Here is a 21,644-nt window from a genome sequence, read left to right on the forward strand (position 1 = left end):
CGTCAGCGGTGACGGAAGAGGGCCGTCCAGAGGAAGGACTCGCCGAAGTGCGGGGAGGTGGGGGCTTCGTCGCGCATGCGGCGGACGTCGATCTCCGTCAGGTCGGCGAAGAGCGTGCGCAGTTCGGTGTCGGTGTAGGCGAGGCCGCCGTCCAGCTTCCCCTGCCGGTAGAAGTCGGCGTCCGGCAGCTCGGAACCCATGCCGCCCTCCCCGGCGGCGAACGCGGTGAGCGCGAAGTGCCCGCCGGGCGCGAGGACGCGGTCGAGGAGCGCGAGGTAGCTGACGCGGCGGTGCGGGGGCAGGTGGTGGAAGCAGCCGGAGTCGTAGACGAGGTCGTACGGGCCGTCCAAGGCTGCGGTGAAGGCGTCGCCACACACGAACCGCACGCCCTTCGCGCCGGCCTCGCGGGCTCGTTCCTCCGCCCAGGCGATGGCGGTGGCGGAGAGGTCGACGGCGTCCACCGCGTACCCGAGCGACGCGAGGTACAGGCTGTTCCGCCCGGGCCCGCACCCGAGGTCGAGCACGCGCCCGCCGGCCGGGAGCAGGCCCTGCTCGACGTACGAGACGAGGTTCTCGTCCGGCTTCGGCACGAAGAACGGCACCGGCTTGTCGCGATCGGCGTAGAAGCCGTCCCACCAGTCGGCCCCGCCCTCCGTCCACCGGTCGGCACCGGGCGCGAAGAGTCCGTCGAGCAGACGCAGGACGTCCTCGACGGTGCGGATGTCACGGTTGTTCAGGTCCATGTGGATCCCCCTCCGAGTCGATCTCCAGGATAGGGGCCGGAGGGGTATAAGCCCAGGTCAGCGGTGGTGTGCGGATCCGCTGGAGGGTTGCTCCGTGACCCTGGGGGCCCCGTCGTGACCCTGCGGGGCGGGCCGGCCCCGCAGGGCCTCCTCGGGCCCTCCCCAGCCCCGGGAAGAGGCCTTCCAGGGCATCGCCCGGACCGGTTTCCGTACGGGATTCCCGCGCGACTCGGCGTCACGGGCCGAGCCGGACCGACCGGGTTGAACGGGTTCGAAAACGCGTTTCCGTCGCCACTCGCCTCTGCTAGTGTCGGCCTGCTCGCGCGGGGAACGAGAGGCGAGATCATGAGACCCCTTCCCCGCGTCGTATGCCCTGGGGAGGGACTTCTACGTGATCAATCCGTTGGATCGACGGCCGCGCCGCCGTGCGCTCGGCCGCATCGCGCTTACCGTCGGCCTCGCGGTGACGGCCGGTGCCGGCACCACCGTGGGGGCGGTGGCCGAGACGCCCGGCAAGACCGGCGAGGCCGTCGTCGTCAGTCCGGGCGCGCGCTTCGTGCCCCGCGCCACCATCGTCCTGAACGCCGGTGAGACCGGCTTCCTGACCGCACAGGAGGGCGACGACCGGCTGCGCTGGATCGACTACGCGACGGGTCGGTCCACCGTCCTCGACCACCGTCTGCCGAAGTCGCTCTCGTACGACGTCGACGAGTACCGCTTCACCGAGTACCCGGCGGACTTCGGACACGGCTCCGACACCGTGGCCGTCCACTCGGAGACCCCGGCCCCGCACGTGACGCTCCAGCAGCGGGCCGGCGGCGGCGCGACGATCGAGGTCCCGATCCCGGAGGGCCAGACGTACGTCGCGACGTACGGCGACACCGTCGTCACCCGGACCGGCACCGAGAGTGCCGTCACCAGCCTGCACCTCCTCCACCCGGAGGCCGGCGGGGTCAGGGAGCAGAAGCTGGAGGGCCTGCCCGAGGGCTGGAACCTCTCCATCAGCGAGGGCGACGCACGGTCCGTCGCGGTCCGTGGCATCAAGTGGGAGAACAGCATGATGTCCCAGGGGTGGTGGGTCGTCGATCTCGCGAGCGGGAGCGTGAAGGCCCTGTCCACCCAGGGCGAGAGCGTCTCCTTCGACAAGGACACCGTCTTCCACCTCGGCGCCCCGTCCGGCAGTGAGGCCCAGGTGTACCGCCGCGACGACCTGGACGCGGCCCCGACCACCCTCGACCTGCGGGACGTCGCCTCCTACGACGACGTCGTCCGGCCTCTCGGCGACGCCTTCGTCACCGTGACCCCGCCCAGCCCCGGCAACGACGGCGGGTACCGGGGCAACCATCTCGTCCTGCGCGATGCCGCGGGGAGCTGGAACTCCCTCCTGGCCGTGGCCTCCCCCTCGGTGCGTCGCACGCCCGACGGGTCGCTCCTGGTGGCCGGCGCGGAGCAGAACACCACCTACGGCGCGCTCGACTGGGGGTACTACCTCTTCAGCGAGGCCGCCGACGGCACCGTCACCCGCAAGCGCCTCGCGGACATCGAGGACATGGAGGCCAAGCCCGCCGGGATCTCCCTCGGCAGCGGCATCCTCACCACGGCCGACGACTCGAACCTCTACAACCCCGGCACCTACATCGGTGGGTACCGGAGCACCTGGCTGAAGACCTCGGGACGGCCCGAGGAGCTGCGCTCGACCGTCGACGGCCTGACGTCGGGCCGGGACGACGACTGCAGTCCCACATGGCTCGTCTACTGCGTCTCCATGTTCGCGAGCGGTGACGGACACCACGGGCGCAAGGCGGGCACCGAGCAGGACATGACCGTGCTCCACCGGAACGGCTCCGCCACCTGGGGCCCGAGGCTGACGACCGGGCTCAGCAGCCCCCAGCTCGTCGACCTGTCCGGCCGTTTCGGTGTCGTGAACCAGGCCTCGGGAGGGGCCCAGGCGATCGTCGAGTTCCGCGGTACCGACTCCGGTGCCGTGCTCCAGAAGCGGGAGCCGGTCGCGTCGGCCCTCTGGGGCAACACGCTGTGGAGCGCCACGAAGGACTCGAACACCGTCACGTCCAAGACTCTTCCGGCGGGAACGGCGGGAGCGTCGTTCACGACGACCAACCGCTGTGAGCCCACCGACCTTCAGGCCGTGGGCCGCTGGGTGTACTGGAAGTGCCAGGACGATTCGTGGGACGTCCGCGGCGGCGGCCTGTACGACCGGTCCACCAAGCGCTTCATGAGCCTCGGTTCGGACGACGTGCTCCTCGGTGACGACTACCTCGTCTCCCGCTCGGCCGGCGCCGGCCTCACCCTGGTCGACCTGCACAACGGGATCCCCGGCAGCGGGAAGATCACCGACCTGCCGCAGCGCGTGGTGGCGACCCCCGCCCAGCTCGGTGCGAACACCACCCGCCGCGCGGGCTGGACGGTCGACCGCTTCGGCGGGCACGTCGCCTTCACCGGTGACGACCGCCTGGTGCGCGTCGTCCCGTCCGGTGTCCCGGCCTCCCGGATCGCGGCCATCGACACGGACGCGACGGCGTCCGTCAACCTCAAGTCCGGCACCTGGAAGCCGCGTTGGTGGCTGTCCAAGCCCGCCGCTTCCTGGTCCCTGGCGCTCAGGCACAAGGCGACCGGCAAGATCGTCCGCACCCTGACGGGCGGCGAGGCCCGCGGTCTGGTCGCTTCCACGTGGGACGGCAAGGACGCGACGGGCCGGACCGTCGCGAACGGGGCGTACTCCTGGACCCTGACGGCCAAGGCCGCCGACGGCCAGGGCGCCGACCTCGTCCAGTCCGGGAACCTCTCCGTGACCGGCGGTGCCGCCGTGTGGCGGGACCTCGCCGGGGACGACGGGTTCGGTGACCTGCTGGTGATGGACACGACCGGGCTCGTGTCGATGTACCGGGGGACCGGGACGGGCGCGGTCTCGGCGCGGATCGCCGGTACGGGGACGAAGTTCGCGACGTCGTCGCTGTTCGTGCCGACGGGCGACCTGAACGGCGACCGGTGCGCGGACGCGTACGTCCGCGTGGGCGACCAGCTGCGGGCGTACCGGCCGGGCTGCGGGAAGGTGCTCTCCGCCTCCTCGCCGTACACGGTCGTCGGTTCGGGCTGGGGCCAGTACGACGTGCTGACCTCGCCGGGTGACGTGAACGGTGACGGGTACGCGGACCTGGTCGCACGTCAGGCCTCGACCGGTGACGTGTACTTCTACGGCGGGACGGTCGACCACCGGGTCAAGGCCCGCGTCCGGATCGGCACCAACTGGAAGCTGTACAAGAAGATCGTCGGTGCGGGGGACCTCAACGGCGACGGGCGGGGTGACCTGCTCGGTGTCGACGCCGCCGGTGTGCTGTGGCGGTACTACGGCACGGCGACCGGCGGGGTCACCGCTCGGGTGAAGGTCGGTGGCGGCTGGGGCGGTTACTCCTCGCTCGTCGGCGTCGGCGACCTGTCCGGCGACGGCCGCGCGGATCTCGTCGCCCGTGACACGGCGGGCCGGCTGTACGCGTACAAGGGGACCGGCAACGGGCTCTACGGCACGCGCGCGGTCATCGGCTCCAGCGGATGGAACGGGTTCAAGGGTCTGTACTGACCTTGGCGCAGTCGCACCGCGAAGGGCCCGGCCGTCATGGCCGGGCCCTTCTCGCGTGCGGGGCTCAGGGGGCCAGGAGGGTCGGGTCCTGGTTCGCTCGGTGGAGGGAGGCGGTGACGAAGCCGTTCGCCTTCAGTTCCTCCACGGTGTCGCGGAGGAAGGCGACGGTCTCGGGGCGGCGGTCGACGGTCGTTCCGACGGCCTGGCGGATCTCCATGAAGCGGCCTTCGACCAGTCGCACGTCGTCCTCGTGCGCGGCGGCGTACGCGGTCATCGGCTGCCGGATGCCCGCGCCCGCCTCCAGGCCCTCGGCGCGGAACACGTCGACGCCCTCCTCGCCCCGGACGACGGTCGCGTGGGTGAGGGAACGAGTGAGGAACAGGTCGTACGCCGACCCCTGCTTGACGCCGATCCGGACGCCGGGGGCGTCCACCTCCTCGACGGTCGTGAGGGCCGACCCGCGCGGCACGGCGTACACGCCCTCGATGACGACGTACGGGGAGGTGAACGCGACCTCCTTCTCGCGCGCCGGGTCCACGGCCAGGAAGCAGAGGTCGGCCCGGCCTTCCGCCATCGCCTCGAACGACTTCCGCGCCGCGTCGAAGCAGAGCAGCTCGACGGGGAGCGCCAGGCGCGCGCCGATCTCGCGCGCCAGGTCCACCGTGATGCCCGAGGGCGCGTCGGGGGTGCCCTGCGCGAGGACCGGGTTCCCCAGGTTGATCGAGGCGCGGAGGACGCCGGTGGGGGCCAGGTCGGCGGCGATGGTGGACGGGTGGGCGGGGTTCGGCGGTGTGGTCGTCATGGGGTCACCCTGCCTCAGGTGTGCGGTGGAGGGCGTTCAGGAGGGTCAGGTCCTCGGGGGTGAGGTGGAGGGCGCCGGCCTCGATGTTGGCCGTGAGGTGGGCGGGGTCGCCGGTGCCGGGGATGGCGAGCAGGTGGGGGCCCTGGTGGAGGGTCCAGGCGATGCGGACCTGGGCGGCGCTCGCGCCGTGGGCCTCGGCGACGGCGAGGACCTCGGGGCTCTCGGGGGAGGTCGCTCCGGTCTGGCGGCCCGCGCCGGCGATCGCGTAGAAGGGGACGAAGGCGATGCCCTGTTCGCCGCAGCGCCGGACGAAGTCCTCGTACTCGGGGCGGACCCCGATCCCGTACATGTTCTGCACGCAGACGACGGGCGCGATGGCCTGCGCCTCGGCGAGGTGGGCGGGGGTGATGTTGGAGAGGCCGAGGTGGCGGATGAGGCCCGCCTCGCGGAGTTCGGCGAGGGCGCCGAAGCGTTCGGCGATCGAATCGGTGCCGAGGACACGGAGGTTGACGACGTCGAGGTGGTCGCGGCCGAGCTGGCGCAGGTTCTCCTCGACCTGCGCGCGCAGCGCGGCGGGGGTGCGGGCGTGCTCGCTCCAGGCGCCGGAGGTGTCGCGACCGGGGCCGACCTTGGTGGCGATGACGAGGTCGTCGGGGTACGGGCCGCCGAGGGCGCTGTTGATCAGCTCGTTCGCGGAGCGGAGCGGCGAGAAGTAGAAGGCCGCCGTGTCGATGTGGTTCACACCGAGCTCGACGGCCCTGCGCAGGACGGCGATCGCCTCCGCGCGGTCCCTCGGTACGGCGTTCTCGACGAGGGCCTCGCCGCGCTGGGGCAGCCGCATCGCGCCGAACCCGACCCGGTTGACGGCGAGGTCGCCGCCGAGGAGCCAGGTGCCGGCGGCGGAGGCGTGGGGTGTCGTGGCCGTACTGGTGGTGGTCATGGCGGGGATGATCTCCCGGCTGCCGCGTCGGCGCCAGCGGGTTCTTTGCCGGGGGCTTGGGGGTTCGGGGGTTCGCGGGCTCGGGTGCTCGGGAGGTGGAGGAGGGTTCCGTGTGTGCTCGTGCCTCCGGGCAACCCTGCCTGTCCGGGCGGGGGTTGGCCCCACCCCCGACTCGCGTGCCTGCCGGATGGGGCCGCGGCCGCCGATTCGCGAGGCTGTGCGCATGACAACGAACCGTGGACGCAAGACGCTCCTCCTCGCCCTCTCCGCCGCCGCCGTCGCCGGTGCCGCTCTCACCGGAGGTGCCGGGGCGGCCGCCGCCTCCGCCTCGGGGGCCGCCTCGGCGGCCGGCGGCGGCGGGCTGGCGTGGGGCGACTGCGCCCCGGCCGTGCGGCCGCTGCCCGGGCAGCGGTGCGCCACCCTCTCCGTACCCCTGGACTACGCCGACCCCGACGGGGAGCGGATCGGGCTCGCCGTCTCCCGACTGCCCAGCACGCGGCCCGAGGCGCGGCGCGGGACCCTGATGGTGATCCCCGGCGGGCCCGGCAGCTCCGGGGTGCAGCGGCTGGCGCAGAAGGGTGCCGCCCTGGCGAAGGAGATGGACGGGGCGTACGACCTCGTGGCCTTCGACCCGCGGGGCATCGGCGGCTCCGCCAAGGCGCATTGCGGGCTCGACGAGGGCGACCGGTGGATGATGACGCTGCGGTCGTGGCCGGGTGCCGACGGGGGGATCGAGGAGAACGTCGCCCGGTCCCGGCGGGTCGCCGAGGCGTGCGCCCGGAACGGGGGCGCCATGCTGCGCGGGCTGACCACCGCCAACCAGGTGCGGGACCTGGAGCAGTTGAGGAAGGCGCTCGGCGAGCGGAAGCTGTCGGCGTGGGGCGTGTCGTACGGGACGTACGTGGCGGCCGCGTACGCGGAGAAGTATCCGCACCGGACCGACCGCTGGGTTCTCGACAGCAGCAACGACCCCGACCCGAAGCGCGTCGCCCGCGGCTGGCTGGAGGGCATGGCGCAGGGCGCCGAGGACCGGTTCCCGGACTTCGCCGCCTGGGCGGCGCACCCCGACCGGGCGGACCAGGGGCTGCGGCTCGCGGAGCGGCCCGAGGACGTACGGGCGGTGGTCCTGGAGCTGGCGGGCCGGCTCGACCGGGAGCCGCACGCCTCCGTGCTGCCGGGTGCGCCGGGCGAGCCCGTGAAGGCCGGGCCGCCGCTGACGGGGGCGATGCTGCTCCAGGCGCTCCAGCTCGCCCTCTACTCCGACGGGTTCTTCCCGTCCTTCGCGCAGCTGGTGACGGAGGCGCTCGACCCGCAGGGCGAGCCGGTGCTGCCGCGTGAGCTGGCGGGCGCGATGCCGGACGACGCCGCGGCCATCACCGTGGGCGTCATCTGCAACGACGTGAACTGGCCCGCGTCCGTGCCGGCGCACGAGCGGGCCGTGGCGAAGGACCGGAAGCGGTTCCCGCTGACGGCCGGGATGCCGGCGAACATCACCCCCTGCTCCTTCTGGAAGGGCGGTGCGGTGGAGAAGCCCGTCCGCATCACCGACCGGGGGCCGTCCGACATCCTGATGATCCAGAACCTGCGCGACCCGTCGACGCCGTACGCCAACGGGCTGCGGATGCGGGCGGCGCTCGGTGAGCGGGCGCGTCTCGTCTCGGTCGACCACGGCGGGCACGGGGTCTACCTGGGCAACGGCAACGCGTGCGGGGACGCGGCGGTGACCCGCTATCTGACCGAGGGCGTGCGGCCGTCGGAGGACGTTCTCTGCCGGTGACGGGGTGAGAGGGAGAGGGAGAGGGGAGGGCCCGGCGGCTTGTGCCGCCGGGCCCTCCCCTTGTGTGGTGCGGGGGTGTCAGACCTTTGCCGGTTCCGGTTCCGGGGTGGTCGGGGTCGTCGTGGTCGGGGGCGTGGTCGGTGTGCCTGCTGCCACCGTCACCTCCGCGTCTGCCGCCGTCTCCGTGTCGACGTTGAACTCCTCCAGGAGTTCCTTGCTGAAGCCCCAGAAGTAGGTGGCGACGAATCCGACGGCGTAGCCGACGAGGAGGCCGCCCGCGTAGATGGCGATCGTCTCGCCGAGGCCCTTGTTGCCGTCGAGGAGCGGGAAGAGCGCCCAGCCCGACGGGCCGATGGCGGTGGAGCCGACGGACTCGCCCAGCATGCTGAAGAGGCCGATGAAGCCGCCGCCGAACGCGCCGCCGATGCAGGCCGTGATGAAAGGGCGCCCGAGGGGGAGCGAGACGCCGTAGATCAGCGGCTCGCCGACGCCGAGGAAGCCGGCGGGGAGCGCGGACTTGATCGTGCGGCGGATCGAGCCGTTGCGGGGGAGCTTGAGGTAGACGGCCATGGCCGCGCCGACCTGGCCCGCGCCCGCCATCGCGAGGATCGGCAGCAGGACGGTGTAGCCCTGCTGCTCGATGAGGGTGGTGTGGATGGGGATGAGGGCCTGGTGCAGGCCGAGCATGACGAGCGGGAGGAACAGGCCGCCGAGGAGGAGACCGGCTCCGGCGCCGGCGTGGGCGAGGAGCCAGTTGGCGAACTCGCCGATCGCGGTGGAGATCTCACCGGCGACGAACATCAGCCCGAAGATGGTGACCAGACCGGAGATGAGGACGGTCAGGGTGGGGGTGACGAGGACGTCGAGGGCCTCGGGGACCCAGCGGCGGCACCACTTCTCCACGTACACCGCGAGGATCGCCGCGCCCAGTGCGCCGAGCACGCCGCCCTGGCCGGGGGAGAGCGTCTGGCCGAAGGCCTCGATCTTGGCGACGCCGGGGAAGACGATGATCGCGGCGACCGCGCCGCCGAGGATGGCGGTGCCGCCGAACTCCTTGGCGGTGTTGTAGCCGACGAAGACCGCGATGAGCGCCATGAAGCCGCTGGCCATCGCGGCGAGGGCGGGGGTGACGCCGGGCAGCCAGCCGAGGTTGATCAGCAGGCCGTTGAGGCCGGCGATGATGCCGCAGCCGATGAGGGCGGGGATCAGCGGGACGAAGATGTTCGCGATCCGGCGCAGGAACAGCTTGAACGGGGTGGCGTTCTTCTGCTTCTGCGCGGCCTTGAGGGCGGCGCCCTGGGCGGCGAGGTCCTCGGCCGTGTGGACGGGCTGAGGGGCGGCGGCCACCAGGGCTTCAAGCTCGGGGGTCACGCGGGCGACGGTGCCGGGGCCGAGGACGATCTGGTACGTGTCGTCCTCCACCACACCCATCACGGACGGCAGGGCCTTGAGGGCCTCGTCCTGGACGAGGGAGCGGTCACGCAGGCCCAGCCGGAGGCGGGTCATGCAGTGGGCGACCGAGGAGATGTTCTCGGCGCCGCCGACGAGGGGGAGGATCGCGGCGGCGATGGCGCGGTTCTTGTCGTCATTGCTCATGGTGCGGAGGGCCTTGCTGTGCGGGGGTGGGGGAGAACCCGGGGCGCGGTCGGGTCAGGTGGTGGTCGTCGCGTGAAGCGCCGCACGCAGGTGACCCTGGGAGCCGGTGAGGCGCCGGGCGGCCGTGGGGGCGTCGATGTCGGCGAGGATCATGAGGATCGCGTTCTTCACCTCCCCGTCGGCGGCGGTGAGGGCGGCCTCGATCTGCTCGTCCGGCGCGCCGGTGGCCAGGGCGACGATCCGCCGCGAGCGGGCCTGGAGCTTCTCGTTGGAGGCGCGGACGTCGACCATCAGGTTTCCGTAGGTCTTGCCGAGGCGGATCATCGTGATGGTCGAGATCATGTTGAGGACGAGCTTCTGGGCGGTGCCGGCTTTGAGCCGGGTGGAGCCGGTGAGGAGCTCGGGGCCCGGGACGACCTCGATGCCGTGCTCGGCGGCGGCGGCGAGCGCGCTGTCCGCGTTGCAGGACAGGCCGATCGTCAGCGCGCCGAGGGTGCGGGCGTGCTCGACGGCGCCGATGGCGTACGGGGTGCGGCCGGAGGCGGAGATGCCGACCACCGTGTCGTCGGCGGTGAGCCGGAGCGCGGTCAGGTCCTCCCGCGCGAGCTCCTTGGAGTCCTCGGCGCCTTCGACGGCCTGGACCATGGCGGAGGGGCCGCCCGCGATCAGGCCGACGACCCGGGAGGGGTCGGTGTTGAAGGTGGGCGGGCACTCGCTGGCGTCGAGGACGCCGAGGCGGCCGGCGGTGCCGGCGCCCATGTAGATCAGGCGGCCGCCGCGGGCCATGCGCTCGGCGGTGGCGTCGATCGCGGCGGCGATGGCGGGGAGCTGGCGGGCGACGGCGGCGGGGACGGTCTGGTCCTCGCCGTTCATGGTCCGGGCGATCTCCAGGGTCGGGAGCCGGTCGATCTCGGCGAGCTCGGGACGGAACGCCTCGGTGGTGAGGGTGGCCAGCTGGGCGCGGAGCTCGGAGTACGTGGCGGAGGTGGTGGAAGGAGTGGAAGTGGACATGTGCGGCTCTTTCGGTGCGTGGACGTCGTCGGCGTCGTTGGCGGTCGACGTGTGACGCTCGGCGGGCGGTCGGGCGGTCGGGCGGTCGGGCGGTCGGGCGGTCGGGCGGTCGGGTGGTGGGTCAGCGAGTCCGGGGTGAGTGCCGGTGCGCGAGGGCTTCGTACGAGGCGGCGAGGGCAGGGGCCGCGGTCTCGTACGTACGCTGGGTGACGCAGGTGAACAGGCAGTCCACGACCAGGAGTTGGCTGGTGCGGGACGACATGGCCGCGGGGCGCAGTTCGCTCTCGCGGGCGGTCGAGGTGGTCAGGACGTGGTCGGCGTACTGCGTGACCGGGCCGTCCGGGCGGCCGGTGATCGCGACCGTGGTGGCGCCGTGGTCGAAGGCGACCCGCAGCGGTTCTATGACGTCGCCGGTGGAGCCGGAGTGCGTGATGGCGATGGCGACGTCGCCGGAGCGGAGCTGCACGGCGTTGGTGACGGCGAGGTGCGGGTCGCTGTGGGCGTGGGCGATCAGGCCGATGCGGAGCAGTTTCTGGCCGAGGTCCTGGGCGACGAGGCCGGAGGCGCCGACGCCGTAGATGTCGATGCGGCGGGCGGTCGCGAGGGCGGCGACGGCGGCGCCGAGCTGGACGGTGTCGAGCCCGGCGGCGGTGTCGGCGAGGGTCTGCTGCTCGTCGTAGGCGAGCTTGGCGACGACGTCGGCCACGGGGTCGTCGACGGCGATGTCGGCGGTGACGGCGGGCGCGCGGCCGGACTGCTGCTGCGCGGCGAGGCCGGCGAGGGCGAGGCGCAGGTCGCGGTAGCCGGGGTAGCCGAGGAGCCGGGCGGTGCGGACGACGGTCGCCTCGCTGGTGCCGGTGAGCTCGGCGAGGCCGGTGACCGTGAGGGCGGCGCAGCCGGCCGGGTCTCCGGCGACGGCTTCGGCGACCCGCTGCATCGAGCGGGTCATGGAGGGTGCGAGCGTCCGCACCTTGGCCGCGAGGGCGGCGGGTGCGGGAGGCGCGGCGGGCGCGGCGGGCGCGTCGCTCGTGAAACTTTCCTTCACGTCATTGGTCACATCTGAAAGATACTTTCGGCCGGGTGGGCCGACAAGACCCCATCGGTCCCAGATCGGTCCCGGATGCGGACGGGACCTTCGTCCTTTCCCCGCGCCGGGTGACAATGAGTCCATGGACGAGATCGACCCGGTGGAGCAGGCGCTGCACGCCGCTCGCGCGCTGGTACTGGCCGACCTGGTGGCCCGAGAGGTGGCCGCCGCCGAGGTCGTGTCGATGGTGGAGGACGCGGTGACCCACCGGCGCTGGTGGGTCGAGCAGTGGCCCGAGGGCGTGACGTACGTCGCGGGGCTCGTCGCCCAGGACGTCCAGGACGCCCTCCTCGAACGGTACGGACGCTGGCCGCTCTGCCCGGTCTGCTCCGCGGGCGACCCGCACGCCCTCGACGTGGAGCCGGAGCTGGGCCCGGACCCGCACTGGGTCTGCGGCAAGCAGGGCGTGGTGGTGGCCCCGGTGGGCGGCCTGACGTGACGGGGCGGAGCGGGAGCGAGGGGGCCGGCGCGTGAGCCTCTACATCGACCCGCCGACCTGGCCCGGCCACGGGCGCATGTGGTCGCACCTGGTCAGCGACGTCTCCTTCGAGGAGCTCCACGCCTTCGCCGCCTCGATAGGCGCCCCGCCCCGCGCCTTCGAGCGGGACCACTACGACATTCCGTCGGAGCGGTACGCGGACGCGGTGGCGGGCGGGGCGGTCGAGGTCGGCTCCAAGGAGCTGCTGCGCCGCCTCACGGAGGCGGGCCTGCGCCGACCGAAGAGCCGCCCGGCGCCGTAACGCCCCGGAAGCGCCCGGCCCGGCCCCGTAACGCCTCGGAAGCGCCCGGGTCGGCTCGTCGCGCCTCGGGAGTGCCCGCCCGCCCCGTAACGCCTCAGACGGCTCGTACGAGCACGGTCTCCTCCGGCGGGCCGCTCAGGAGCTCCGGGCCGGCCGCCATCGCCGCCGCGAGGTGCGGGCTCCGCAGGTGCGCCTCGAAGGCGCCGCGGTCCGTCCACTCCTCGACGACGATCCAGGAGCCGGGCTCCAGCGGGTCCTCGTACGGCCGGTACGACAGGCATCCGGGCTCGGCGAGCGTCGGCGCGACCAGCGCGAGCGCCTGCTCCCGTACGGCCTGCTCCTTGCCGGGCGCGGCCTTGAGCCGCGCGATGAGAGTGATGGCGGTGGTGGTGTCGGTCCCGGTGGTGGTGCTGTCTGTGCTCACGGATTCCCCCCGTGGGTGAGTGCGGAACGTCAGCGGGACGATACGACCTTCTGCTCCCGCACCGCGCCCGAAGTCACCACGCGAGACGGGGACTTCTGGAGCTTCAGCGCCAGGGCCGTCGCGCCGAGGGCCACGGCCGTCATCGCCGCGCCCGCCCAGGCCGGGGAGGCGAAGCCGAGGCCCGCGTCGATGACGGTGCCGCCGAGCCAGGGGCCGCCGGTGTTGCCGAGGTTGAACGCCGCGGTGGTCGTCGCACCGGCGAGGGTGGGGGCGGCGCCGGCGACGTTGAACATGCGGGCGTTGAGGGCCGGGGCCGTGTAGAAGGCGGAGACGCCGAGGAGGAAGGCGAGGACGATCGCCGCCACCGGGCTGGACGCCAGGAACGCCAGGGCGACCAGGAAGACGGTGGAGGCGGTGATGCCGGTGAGCAGGACGCCGAAGAGGTGGGCGTCGGCCACCCGGCCGCCGATCGCCGTACCGATGACGGCGCCGATGCCGAAGAGCGCGAGGACGCCGGAGACCCAGCTCTCGTCGAGTCCGGCGACGTCCGTGAGGAGCGGGGCCAGGTAGGAGAAGGCGCAGAAGACGCCGCCGGCGGCGAGCGCGACGATCGCGACCTGGATCAGGACCTGCCGGTCGCGGTAGATGGCCACCTCCTGCTTGAGGCGGGGCTTCGTCTCGGGCAGGGGGATGCGGGGGATGCGGGTGAGGACGCCGACGAGGGCGATCACGGAGGCGGCGGCGACCGCCCAGAACGCGGAGCGCCAGCCCAGGTGCTCGCCGAGGAAGGCGCCGGCGGGGACGCCGAGGACGTTGGCGATGGAGAGGCCGCCGATCATGACCGCCATGGCGCGGGCGCGCGAGCTCACCGGGACCATGGCGATGGCGACGGCCGCGCCGACCGCCCAGAACCCGGCGCAGGCGAGGGCGCTGATGACGCGCGAGGCGAAGAGGACGGCGTAGTTGGGGGCGAGGGCGCCCGCTATCTGGCCGAGGCCGAAGACCGTGATGAGGGCGATCAGGGTCGTCTTGCGGGGCAGCCGGAGGGTGGCGACGGCGAGCAGGGGTGCGCCGACGACCATGCCGATCGCGAAGGCCGAGATGAGGAGTCCGGCGCGGGGGATGGAGACGTTCATGTCCTCCGCGATGGGCGGGAGGAGTCCCGAGAGCATGAACTCGCTCGTGCCGAGTGCGAAGACGGAGAGCCCGAGGATGTAGACGGCCAGGGGCATGCGGGTGGGGGTGGGGCTGGGGGTGTGGGTGGCGGGGTTGGCGCCTTCGGCGGAGAGGGAGGGCATGACATGCGTGAACCTGGATTTTGTGCCTGTCATTCCTGGTGTGGGGAATGTCTTGCGATGCGAGACGCGTGCCTCCGTGGTGCCGGCTTACGGTCGGTAACAACATGATCAACTAGCCGGTCGTTTTATCTTCCTTCGTGCCCGTATGGGGCTTTGGTGAGGGTTAATTGATCTTCACGTGAGGGTGCCGCGCGTGGCATCGTCGCGGAGCAAGCGGTAGCGCCGGTTCGTGGGGGGCGAGCGTGCCGGCGGCTGTTCCGGGGGAGTGTGTCCGGAGTGGTCGATCGCTGTTCTGTCATGCCCACGTCTGTCTTGCCCACGTCCGGGCGCTGCCGAACGATCGCGAGATTGCAAGGCGGGACATGTCTTTGCTCAGAGACCCCGGCAGACGCCGGCGTCGCAGACGGTCGGCCCTGACCAGGGCCGTCGGTACCACCGCCCTCCTGACGGCATCAGCCGTCCTCATGGGCATGATCCAGGCGGTCCCGGTCGCCGCCGACACCGAGCCCGAGACCGACGACCTCACCCAGTACCGCAGCACCATCGGCAGTGACCGGCGGCGTGACCGCTGCATCGCCGCCCTGGCGCTGCACGTCGGCGGTTCCCTGGCGAAGGCCAAGGCCATCGAGGGCCTGACCGGCACGGATCAGCAGCTCAGAGACGTCGCAGTGGCCAGCGAATGGTTCTACGACAGCCCCCTGGTCGCGGCCTCCAAGGCCGACAAGGAGGCGGCGTACGTCTACCGCAACATGGTCACCGAGCGCAATGACGCGCTCGCCACCGCCAACGAGAGCTACTACAGGTCCGCATCGTCCGGCGCCGGCCTGACCCGGTACGCGCCGGAGTTCGGTGCGGACGTCACGCACTTCACCACGACCACGCAGATCGAACTCGGCTATCGCGTCGGCGAGATCGACATCAGCAAGCCCAGCGCCGAGGCGCTGGAGCGCGTGAAGGTCCTCGCCGAGGAGAACAAGGGCAAGGACGCGCTCCACGACTGGGCCGCGAACTCCCTGCTCAACTACAGCAACGTCGGCAACAGCGCCCGCACCTCCAGCGACATCGCGGCCTACCTCAAGCGCGGCGGCTTCCCGACCGTGGAGCCCGCCAAGGACTCGCCCGAGTACCGGGTCGAGGTCGAGGACATGAAGCAGGCCTGGGCCGCCTGCGACTACCAGAACCCGTGGGACCCGTCCCGCAAGCTCAACCAGCCGCTCATCAGCGCGATGCTGGAGTGGGAGCTGGAGTACGCCGGTCAGGCCGGCCAGCGCGCCGTCATCGTGCGCGCGGAGGCCGACTCCTCGGCGGCGGCCCGCGAGGCCACCGACGACCTGATCGAGGCCCTCGGACAGGCCTGGCTCGCCGACCAGATCCTGAAGTGGCAGAAGTACTGGCGCGACACCATCGCCAAGTGGCCCGGCTACTTCAGCGACGAGCCGGACAAGGCCGCGTTCGACAGGTCCGACGCGGACCTCGCCCGCTACCGGGGCAACGTCGCCGCCCTCGTCGCATCGGCCAAGGCCCAGTCGGCCAAGGCCGCCACCGCCGCCCAGGCGGCCGTGACCGCGCAGCAGGCTGCCTGGGCCGTCGCCGACACGGCCCACGTGCCGCGCGGCCGGGGTCTGATGTACGCACAGCAGTCCGTGCAGGTGGCCCGTGCCTCCGCTGCCGCTGCCGCCGCCGCGACGAAGGCGACCGAGACCACCCTCGCCTCCGCCAACGCCACGGCGGCCACCAGCGCCGCGCTGCTGGCCAAGGCGCAGACGGAGTCGCGCGCGATCGACACCGAGTTCCGCCGGGTCGCCGCCGAGGAGGCCGCCGCGCAGGCGAAGGTCGCCGCGGACAGTGCCGAGGCGAACGCCACGGCCGCCACGGAGAGCGCGAACACGGCGAAGGCCGCGCGCACGACGGCCGAGCAGAAGCGCGACAAGGCGAAGACCGCCGCCGAGACGGCCGCCGCCGAGCGGGCCAAGGCGCAGGCGGAGCAGGCCACCGCGACCGCCTCCCGCACCAAGGCCGCCACCGAGCGCGCCAAGGCCAAGGCGGCCGAGGAACGCGCCGCCGCGCAGCAGACCACCGCCACGAGCGCGGGTACGGCCGCCGGGACGGCGTCCGCCGACGCGACGGCGAAGCGCAAGGTCTCCGACGAGAAGGCGAAGGCCGCGCAGGGCGCACGCGAGAAGGCGATCGCCGCACTCCAGGCGAAGCAGGCCACCGCGGCCCGCGCCGCCGCCCTTGAGGCCGCCGCCACCGCCGCCGAGGGCAGCGCCGCCGCCACCGAGACCCGGACCGCGGCCACCAACGCCCGTACGGCCGCGAACCAGGCCGCTCAGGCCGCGACCGCCGCCCAGACCGCCGCGGACACGGCCACCACGGCCGCCGTCACCGCGCGCACCGCCGCCACCACCGCGGAGGGCGCCGCCGAGCGCGCCCAGGCCAGTGCCGACACGGCCTGGTCCGCGTACTACGCCTCCCAGGGCGAGGCTTCCACGGCGCACGCCGCCGCGGCCACCGCCCTCGACGCGTCGCAGGACGCCGCGATCCGCGCGGACAACGCGGCGACGGCTTCGGAGAACGCGACCGAGCTGGCCAAGAAGGCCCAGGAGGAGTCGGTCGCCGCCGGGACCAGCGCCACGGAGGCCGTGAAGTCGGCCGCGACCGTGGTCGGCCGTGCCTACGCGGCCGGTCAGGCAGCCCTGGCAGCACGTGACAGTGCCACGGCGGCCATCGCCGCGGCCGACGCGGCCGTCTCCGCCGGTACCCCGTACCAGGAGAAGGACAGCGCGGCGGCCTTCGCCGTACTGTCCGGGCAGTCGTCGAAGACGGCCGCCGAGCAGCAGGTCGCCGCCGCAGAGGCGAAGGCCACCGCCGCTGCCGCCGCCGCGGAGTCCGCGCAGCAGACCGCCGCGCAGGCCACGGGCGACGCGAAGCTCGCCGCCGAGGCCGCCGCCCGCGCGGCGAGCGATTCGGCGCGTGCCGTCGAGGCCGTCACCCGCGCCCAGGGAGCCGCCGCGCAGGCCACCGACGCCCAGAAGGGCGCGAAGGACGCCTCCGACGCCGCCGCGGGCCACGCCGAGCAGGCCGGGAACGACGCCGTCAGTGCCCGCACCACCGCCGGTGCGGTGAGCGGCATCGCCGCCGAGGCCGAGCGCGAGGCGACCGACGCCGAGCGGCACGCCGCCGAGGCGAACGAGAAGGCCGGCCGGTCCTCCGAGGCCGCCGAGGAGGCCGCGCGCAAGGCGGCCGAGTCGGAGAAGGACGCCAAGGACGCCGAGGACAAGGCGACCGACGCGGCGGGCGACAGCTCGGCCGCCGAGGAGGCCGCGAAGAAGATCGAGCGCGAGCAGCGCGAGAAGAACGAGGCCGCGCACCAGGAGGCACTGGAGGAGGGCACCACCCCCATCAAGGGCGGCGCCTCCAACTGGCCCGCGCTGGGTGAGCGCGAGGAGAAGATCCTCCTCGACAACTGCGGCCAGACCTGTGTCGACGACTACCGGAAGGGCCTCGCGGCCGTCTCCGTGAACGTCGTCGACTGGGCGACCGCCAACGGCGGGCAGATCCTCTTCGAGCAGCTCGACGCCGCCAAGGCCAAGGACTGCCTCGCGTCGAGTGACGTCGACGACTGCCTCTGGGCTCTCGTGGACATCCCGTCGTCCTCGGTGATCGTCGGTCGTATACCCGCGCTCGCGGTGGCGATCGAGAAGGTCTCCGACGGCATGCGGAAGATCTTCCGCGACGCCGACGACGCGCTGCGCCGGCTCAACGAGCTGACGTCCGTCATCAGCGCCGTCCGTTCCACCCCGCGTCTGGAGCGCTGCATCACCGGTGTCGCCCTGCACGCGGGCGGCGCCAGGACGAAGGCCGTGGCCATCGACGGCCTGACCGGGGGCAACGCGCAGCTGCACGCCGCCATGGGCGACCTCACGTGGATCTCCTTCACGCCGCTGGGGCAGGCCAACTCCCAGGACAAGAACGCCGCTTACGAGTACATCGACGCCATCGCGGCGCGCAAGGCCGTCCTTGAGGACGCCAACCGCCCGTACGCGATGAGTTCGTTCAGCGACGAGATCACGCTGCACGCACCTCAGTTCGGCGCCGAGATCATGGCGTTCACGTACTCCTCGCAGCCGAAGCTGTCCGCGCGTCTCGGCTGGGACGCGCACACCAACCCCAGCGCCGAGGCGATCGCCCAGGCGAAGGCCGTCACCGAGCAGAACCGTGGCAAGGACGACTGGCACGACTTCGCGGCGGACTCCCTGCTGCGCGGCGCCAGCCCGACCAACACCATGTTCTACGGGGGCACCACCTCCACCGACATCGCCACCTACCTGCGGCACGGCGGCTTCCCCGCCAAGAAGGTCACCGACGGCACGCCAGAGTTCCGCGTCGAGGTCGAGAACCTCAAGCAGGCGTGGGCGACGTGCAACCACGGCGACCCCGTGGACCCGCGCAACGCCCTCAGCGAGGTCGTCTCGCAGGCCTCGGCCGAGTGGGAGGCGGAGTACGCCGGGCAGAACACGCAGCGCGGGCTGATCATGCGCGCGGAGGCCGACGCCGCCGCGGCGACGAAGGCCGCCACCGACAACATGGTCGAGGCCATCGGCCAGGCGTGGCGCGCGGAGCAGATCCTGCTCTGGCAGAAGTACTGGCACGACCAGCTCGCACGCGACCCGAACCACATCCTGAAGCCGAAGCAGGCGCTGTTCGACCAGGCCAACACGGACCTCACCAAGGCCCGCGGCAAGGTCCAGGCGCTCGTCACCAAGGCCAAGGACCAGGCCGCTCTGGCCACCGCCGCCTCCCAGCGCGCGGTGACCGCCCAGCAGGACGCGTGGACGATCGCGGACGCCTCCGAGGTGCCGCGCGGCCGTGGCCTGATGTACGCCCAGCAGTCGGTCCAGGTCGCCCGCGCCTCCGGCGCGGCCGCCACGGCCGCCGCGAAGGCGACGGAGACGGCGCTGAACGCGGCGAACGCCACGGTCGCGACGTCCCAGACGCTGCTGGCCCTGGCGCAGACCCAGGCGCACGCGGTGAACACCGAGTTCCGTCGTATCGCCGCCCAGGAGGCCGCCGCCCAGGCGAAGGCCGCGGCGGACAGCGCGGACGAGCAGGCGGCCGAGGCCGAGGCGAAGCTGAAGATCGCCCAGGAGGCCAAGGCCACGGCGGAGAAGGAGGAGCAGGAGGCCAAGCAGGCGGCCGCCACGGCCCAGGCCAAGCGCGCCGAGGCCGAGCTGGAGCGCGCCAACGCGGCCGCCCACCGGGCCACCGCGGAGCACGAGCGGGACAAGGCCAGTGCGGCCGAGGCCCGAGCGCAGGAGGAGAAGGGCAAGGCCGCCTCCGCCCGCTCCGACGCGACGACCGCCGCCGACGGGGCCGCGCTCAAGCGGGCCGACGCGGAGGCGTCGGAGGAGCAGGCCAGGCTGGCCCGTGACCGCGCCGTCGAGGCGGAGCGCACCAAGAGGGCGGCGGACTCCAGGGCCGCGGCCCTCGAAGCTGCGGCTGCCGCCGCCGAGGGCACCGAAGCCGCCACCGAGACCCGGCAGTTGGCGACCGAGGCGCGTGCCGCCGCCAACACGGCGACCACCGCCGCGACCAACGCCCGTGCGGCGGCGAACGAGGCGACGACCGCAGCGGTCGACTCCCGTGCGGCCGCTACCCGGGCCAAGGGTGCCGCGGACCGTTCCAAGGCGGCTGCCGACGGCGCTTGGGCCGCGTACGCGACCGCGATGGGTTCGGCGGCTGCCGCCCACGCGGCCGCTGCCACGGCGATCGACGCCTCCGAGGGGGCGGCGCAGAACGCGCGGAACGCCGAGGCGGAGTCCAGGAAGGCGTCGGCCGCCGCGGCCGTCGCGAAGCAGGAGGCCGCGGCCGCGCACACCGAGGCGGTCCTGACCGCCGAGTGGGCGGCGAAGACGGCCGGTCACGCGTACGCCGTCGCCCAGGCGGCGAGCGCGGCGCGGGACACCGCGAACCAGGCCGTCAAGCCGGCCAAGGACGCCATCGCCATCGGCTCTCCGTACCAGGAGACCGACGCGTCGGCGGGCTTCGCGGTCCTCACCGGCCAGAGCGCGCTGACCCTCTCGGAGCAGCAGGCCAAGGCCGCCGAGGCCAAGGCCGTCCAGGCGGCGGCGTACTCGGCGGAGGCCCAGCGTCTCGCCGACCAGGCCGCGGCCGACGACAAGCTGGCCGCCCAGGCGGCAGCGGCGGCGGCCAAGGACGCGGAGCGAGCGGCGAAGGCCGTGAAGCGCGCCCAGGCCGCGGCGGTGGAGGCTGCCAAGGCGGCCAAGGCCGCTCAGGCCGCCGCCAAGCGGGCCGACGGCTACGCCATGCAGGCGGGTTCCGACGCCATGGCCGCGACGTCCGCCGCCAACGCGGCGATGGGCGACGCGGTCGCGGCCGACGGCGCGGCCACGGAGGCGGAGAAGGATGCCTCCAGTGCTCGTGCGGCGGCGACCTCGGCGGAGAACGACGCCGCGGCCGCCCGCTCCTCGGCCACCCAGGCCGAGAGCGACGCGGACGCGGCCGAGACCGCGGCGGCGAACGCGCACACGCTCGCGAAGGAGGCCGACGAGGCCGCCAAGCGGGCGGAGGAGGAGGAGCGCAAGCGCCTCCTGGAGCAGCGCGCCGAGCACGTCGAGGACGGCTCCCTGGTCACCGGCCAGGAGCTGACCCCGACGATCGAAGAGCTGCTCATGCAGATGTGCGGCCAGACGTGCGTCGACGAGTACACGGCGGCCAGGGACCTGGCCGGCGGGGACATCGTCGAGTGGGTCAAGGCCAACGGCGGCGCGATCCTCCTTGAGCTGTTCGGTCTCGCCAACATCAAGGAGTGCCTGTCCACCTGGGACTTCGAGGCCTGTGTCTGGGCGCTCGTGGACGTGGCGGGGTATCTCGTCCCCGTCCTGAAGATCCCCGCGGTGGCGAAGGCGCTGTACCGGATCGGCATGGCGCTCGACAAGTTCTTCGACGCGGCGAAGTACGCCAAGAAGCTGATCGAGAAGTACCAGGGCTTCCTGAAGAAGGTCAAGAACTCTCCGGTCTGCCTGGTCAAGCCGAAGTCCCGGGCGTCCAGCACGGCGTCGTACGGCAGCGGCTCCTACAGCACCGCTCTCTACCGGACTCCGTCGTCCGGCGAGGCGTCGTCGTTCAGCACCGTCGGCAGCCGTCCCAGCGACGACTGGTGGCCGGACGACTACAAGGACGACACCCCCGTCGACCCGAAGGACTTCTTCCCCGACGACTACGTCGACCCGAAGGACGTGGCCAAGGATCTCGGCGACTGGGCGTCGATGCCGGATCTGTGCGAGCCGGTGGTGATCGGCCCGTCGTTCACGAAGAACATCAGGAGGTACCACTTCGAGGGCGGTGACAAGGTCGAGCCTGACAAGGGCATCTGGAACAACGCGCTCTCCGACGGAGACATCGTGACGGTCTTCCTGATGGCGGCGGTCAAGTGCGCCGGCAAGTGGACGGTGTCGAAGTCGGTGGCGAACAACCGCGTCTGCGTCTTCGATCCGGGACTCGGCAAGATGATCGGCAAGAAGAGGCCCGGCGGAGACGACACGGAGCTCGTCGAGGTGGTCGTGTCCGTCTACGGTGTCCCGATCACCATGTACCCGAAGTAGTCGGAC

Annotated in this window: 13 protein-coding genes; 5 read left to right on the forward strand and 8 right to left on the reverse strand. The window is 72.8% G+C overall.

Annotated features, from left to right (window positions below):
* Positions 1 to 2: 2 nt before the first annotated feature.
* Entirely contained in the window at positions 3 to 743 is a 741-nt protein-coding gene (locus tag ACFC0G_RS02165) for a class I SAM-dependent methyltransferase (protein ID WP_376395718.1), read from the reverse strand.
* A 391-nt stretch (positions 744 to 1,134) separates the two neighbouring features.
* Between ACFC0G_RS02165 and ACFC0G_RS02170 the strand changes: the two genes are divergently transcribed.
* Positions 1,135 to 4,338, forward strand: coding sequence for an FG-GAP-like repeat-containing protein (locus ACFC0G_RS02170; RefSeq protein ID WP_376395721.1), 3,204 nt, complete (start codon positions 1,135 to 1,137; stop codon positions 4,336 to 4,338).
* Between the two features lie 64 nt (positions 4,339 to 4,402).
* On the opposite strand, the gene ACFC0G_RS02175 is transcribed toward ACFC0G_RS02170, so the two are convergent.
* Together ACFC0G_RS02175 and ACFC0G_RS02180 are read right to left on the reverse strand one after the other, a co-directional pair.
* Positions 4,403 to 5,140 carry a transporter substrate-binding domain-containing protein gene (locus tag ACFC0G_RS02175; RefSeq protein WP_376395724.1) on the reverse strand — a complete coding sequence of 246 codons (738 nt, stop codon included), beginning with the start codon at positions 5,138 to 5,140 and terminating at the stop codon, positions 4,403 to 4,405.
* A gap of 4 nt (positions 5,141 to 5,144) precedes the next feature.
* Complete coding sequence (locus tag ACFC0G_RS02180; protein WP_376395727.1) at positions 5,145 to 6,080, reverse strand: aldo/keto reductase; 936 nt, start codon at positions 6,078 to 6,080, stop codon at positions 5,145 to 5,147.
* Between the two features lie 223 nt (positions 6,081 to 6,303).
* Here ACFC0G_RS02180 and ACFC0G_RS02185 point away from each other — a divergent pair, with 223 nt between their 5' ends.
* Entirely contained in the window at positions 6,304 to 7,857 is a 1,554-nt protein-coding gene (locus tag ACFC0G_RS02185) for an alpha/beta hydrolase (RefSeq protein ID WP_376395730.1), read from the forward strand.
* 78 nt (positions 7,858 to 7,935) lie between these two features.
* Here ACFC0G_RS02185 and ACFC0G_RS02190 read toward each other — a convergent pair whose 3' ends face one another.
* The 3 genes from ACFC0G_RS02190 to ACFC0G_RS02200 all read right to left on the reverse strand — a co-directional run bounded on the left by ACFC0G_RS02190 (position 7,936) and on the right by ACFC0G_RS02200 (position 11,521).
* A complete protein-coding gene (locus tag ACFC0G_RS02190) occupies positions 7,936 to 9,453 on the reverse strand; it encodes a PTS transporter subunit EIIC (protein WP_376395732.1) in 1,518 nt (505 codons plus the stop codon).
* 54 nt (positions 9,454 to 9,507) lie between these two features.
* On the reverse strand, positions 9,508 to 10,464 hold the full coding sequence (gene murQ / locus ACFC0G_RS02195) for an N-acetylmuramic acid 6-phosphate etherase (RefSeq protein ID WP_376395735.1): 957 nt from the start codon (positions 10,462 to 10,464) through the stop codon (positions 9,508 to 9,510).
* 121 nt (positions 10,465 to 10,585) lie between these two features.
* Positions 10,586 to 11,521 carry a MurR/RpiR family transcriptional regulator gene (locus tag ACFC0G_RS02200; protein ID WP_376395738.1) on the reverse strand — a complete coding sequence of 312 codons (936 nt, stop codon included), beginning with the start codon at positions 11,519 to 11,521 and terminating at the stop codon, positions 10,586 to 10,588.
* A 112-nt stretch (positions 11,522 to 11,633) separates the two neighbouring features.
* Between ACFC0G_RS02200 and ACFC0G_RS02205 the strand changes: the two genes are divergently transcribed.
* Both ACFC0G_RS02205 and ACFC0G_RS02210 read left to right on the forward strand, forming a co-directional pair.
* Positions 11,634 to 11,990, forward strand: a complete 357-nt coding sequence (locus ACFC0G_RS02205) for a hypothetical protein (RefSeq protein ID WP_376395741.1) — start codon at positions 11,634 to 11,636, stop codon at positions 11,988 to 11,990.
* A 31-nt stretch (positions 11,991 to 12,021) separates the two neighbouring features.
* Positions 12,022 to 12,291 carry a DUF4031 domain-containing protein gene (locus ACFC0G_RS02210; protein WP_376395744.1) on the forward strand — a complete coding sequence of 90 codons (270 nt, stop codon included), beginning with the start codon at positions 12,022 to 12,024 and terminating at the stop codon, positions 12,289 to 12,291.
* Between the two features lie 94 nt (positions 12,292 to 12,385).
* Here the strand turns inward: ACFC0G_RS02210 and ACFC0G_RS02215 are convergent, their stop codons facing one another.
* Both ACFC0G_RS02215 and ACFC0G_RS02220 read right to left on the reverse strand, forming a co-directional pair.
* Positions 12,386 to 12,715, reverse strand: a complete 330-nt coding sequence (locus ACFC0G_RS02215; RefSeq protein WP_376395746.1) for a putative quinol monooxygenase — start codon at positions 12,713 to 12,715, stop codon at positions 12,386 to 12,388.
* 29 nt (positions 12,716 to 12,744) lie between these two features.
* Positions 12,745 to 13,947, reverse strand: coding sequence for a Cmx/CmrA family chloramphenicol efflux MFS transporter (locus ACFC0G_RS02220; protein WP_376396154.1), 1,203 nt, complete (start codon positions 13,945 to 13,947; stop codon positions 12,745 to 12,747).
* Between the two features lie 428 nt (positions 13,948 to 14,375).
* Here ACFC0G_RS02220 and ACFC0G_RS02225 point away from each other — a divergent pair, with 428 nt between their 5' ends.
* The gene (locus tag ACFC0G_RS02225) at positions 14,376 to 21,638 is read left to right on the forward strand and encodes a hypothetical protein (RefSeq protein ID WP_376395750.1); all 7,263 of its coding nucleotides are present in this window, start codon (positions 14,376 to 14,378) and stop codon (positions 21,636 to 21,638) included.
* Positions 21,639 to 21,644: the final 6 nt, after the last annotated feature.

The organism is Streptomyces sp. NPDC056169 (assembly GCF_042268445.1).
GTDB lineage: Bacteria > Actinomycetota > Actinomycetes > Streptomycetales > Streptomycetaceae > Streptomyces.

What these genes read in the sequence shown, in the direction of transcription:
- ACFC0G_RS02165 (WP_376395718.1), bottom strand. Translation starts at nt 743, where the DNA reads ATGGACCTGAACAACCGTGACATCCGCACCGTCGAGGACGTCCTGCGT.
- ACFC0G_RS02175 (WP_376395724.1), bottom strand. Translation starts at nt 5,140, where the DNA reads ATGACGACCACACCGCCGAACCCCGCCCACCCGTCCACCATCGCCGCC.
- ACFC0G_RS02180 (WP_376395727.1), bottom strand. Translation starts at nt 6,080, where the DNA reads ATGACCACCACCAGTACGGCCACGACACCCCACGCCTCCGCCGCCGGC.
- ACFC0G_RS02185 (WP_376395730.1), top strand. Translation starts at nt 6,304, where the DNA reads ATGACAACGAACCGTGGACGCAAGACGCTCCTCCTCGCCCTCTCCGCC.
- ACFC0G_RS02190 (WP_376395732.1), bottom strand. Translation starts at nt 9,453, where the DNA reads ATGAGCAATGACGACAAGAACCGCGCCATCGCCGCCGCGATCCTCCCC.
- murQ (WP_376395735.1), bottom strand. Translation starts at nt 10,464, where the DNA reads ATGTCCACTTCCACTCCTTCCACCACCTCCGCCACGTACTCCGAGCTC.
- ACFC0G_RS02205 (WP_376395741.1), top strand. Translation starts at nt 11,634, where the DNA reads ATGGACGAGATCGACCCGGTGGAGCAGGCGCTGCACGCCGCTCGCGCG.
- ACFC0G_RS02220 (WP_376396154.1), bottom strand. Translation starts at nt 13,947, where the DNA reads ATGCCCCTGGCCGTCTACATCCTCGGGCTCTCCGTCTTCGCACTCGGC.
- ACFC0G_RS02225 (WP_376395750.1), top strand. Translation starts at nt 14,376, where the DNA reads ATGTCTTTGCTCAGAGACCCCGGCAGACGCCGGCGTCGCAGACGGTCG.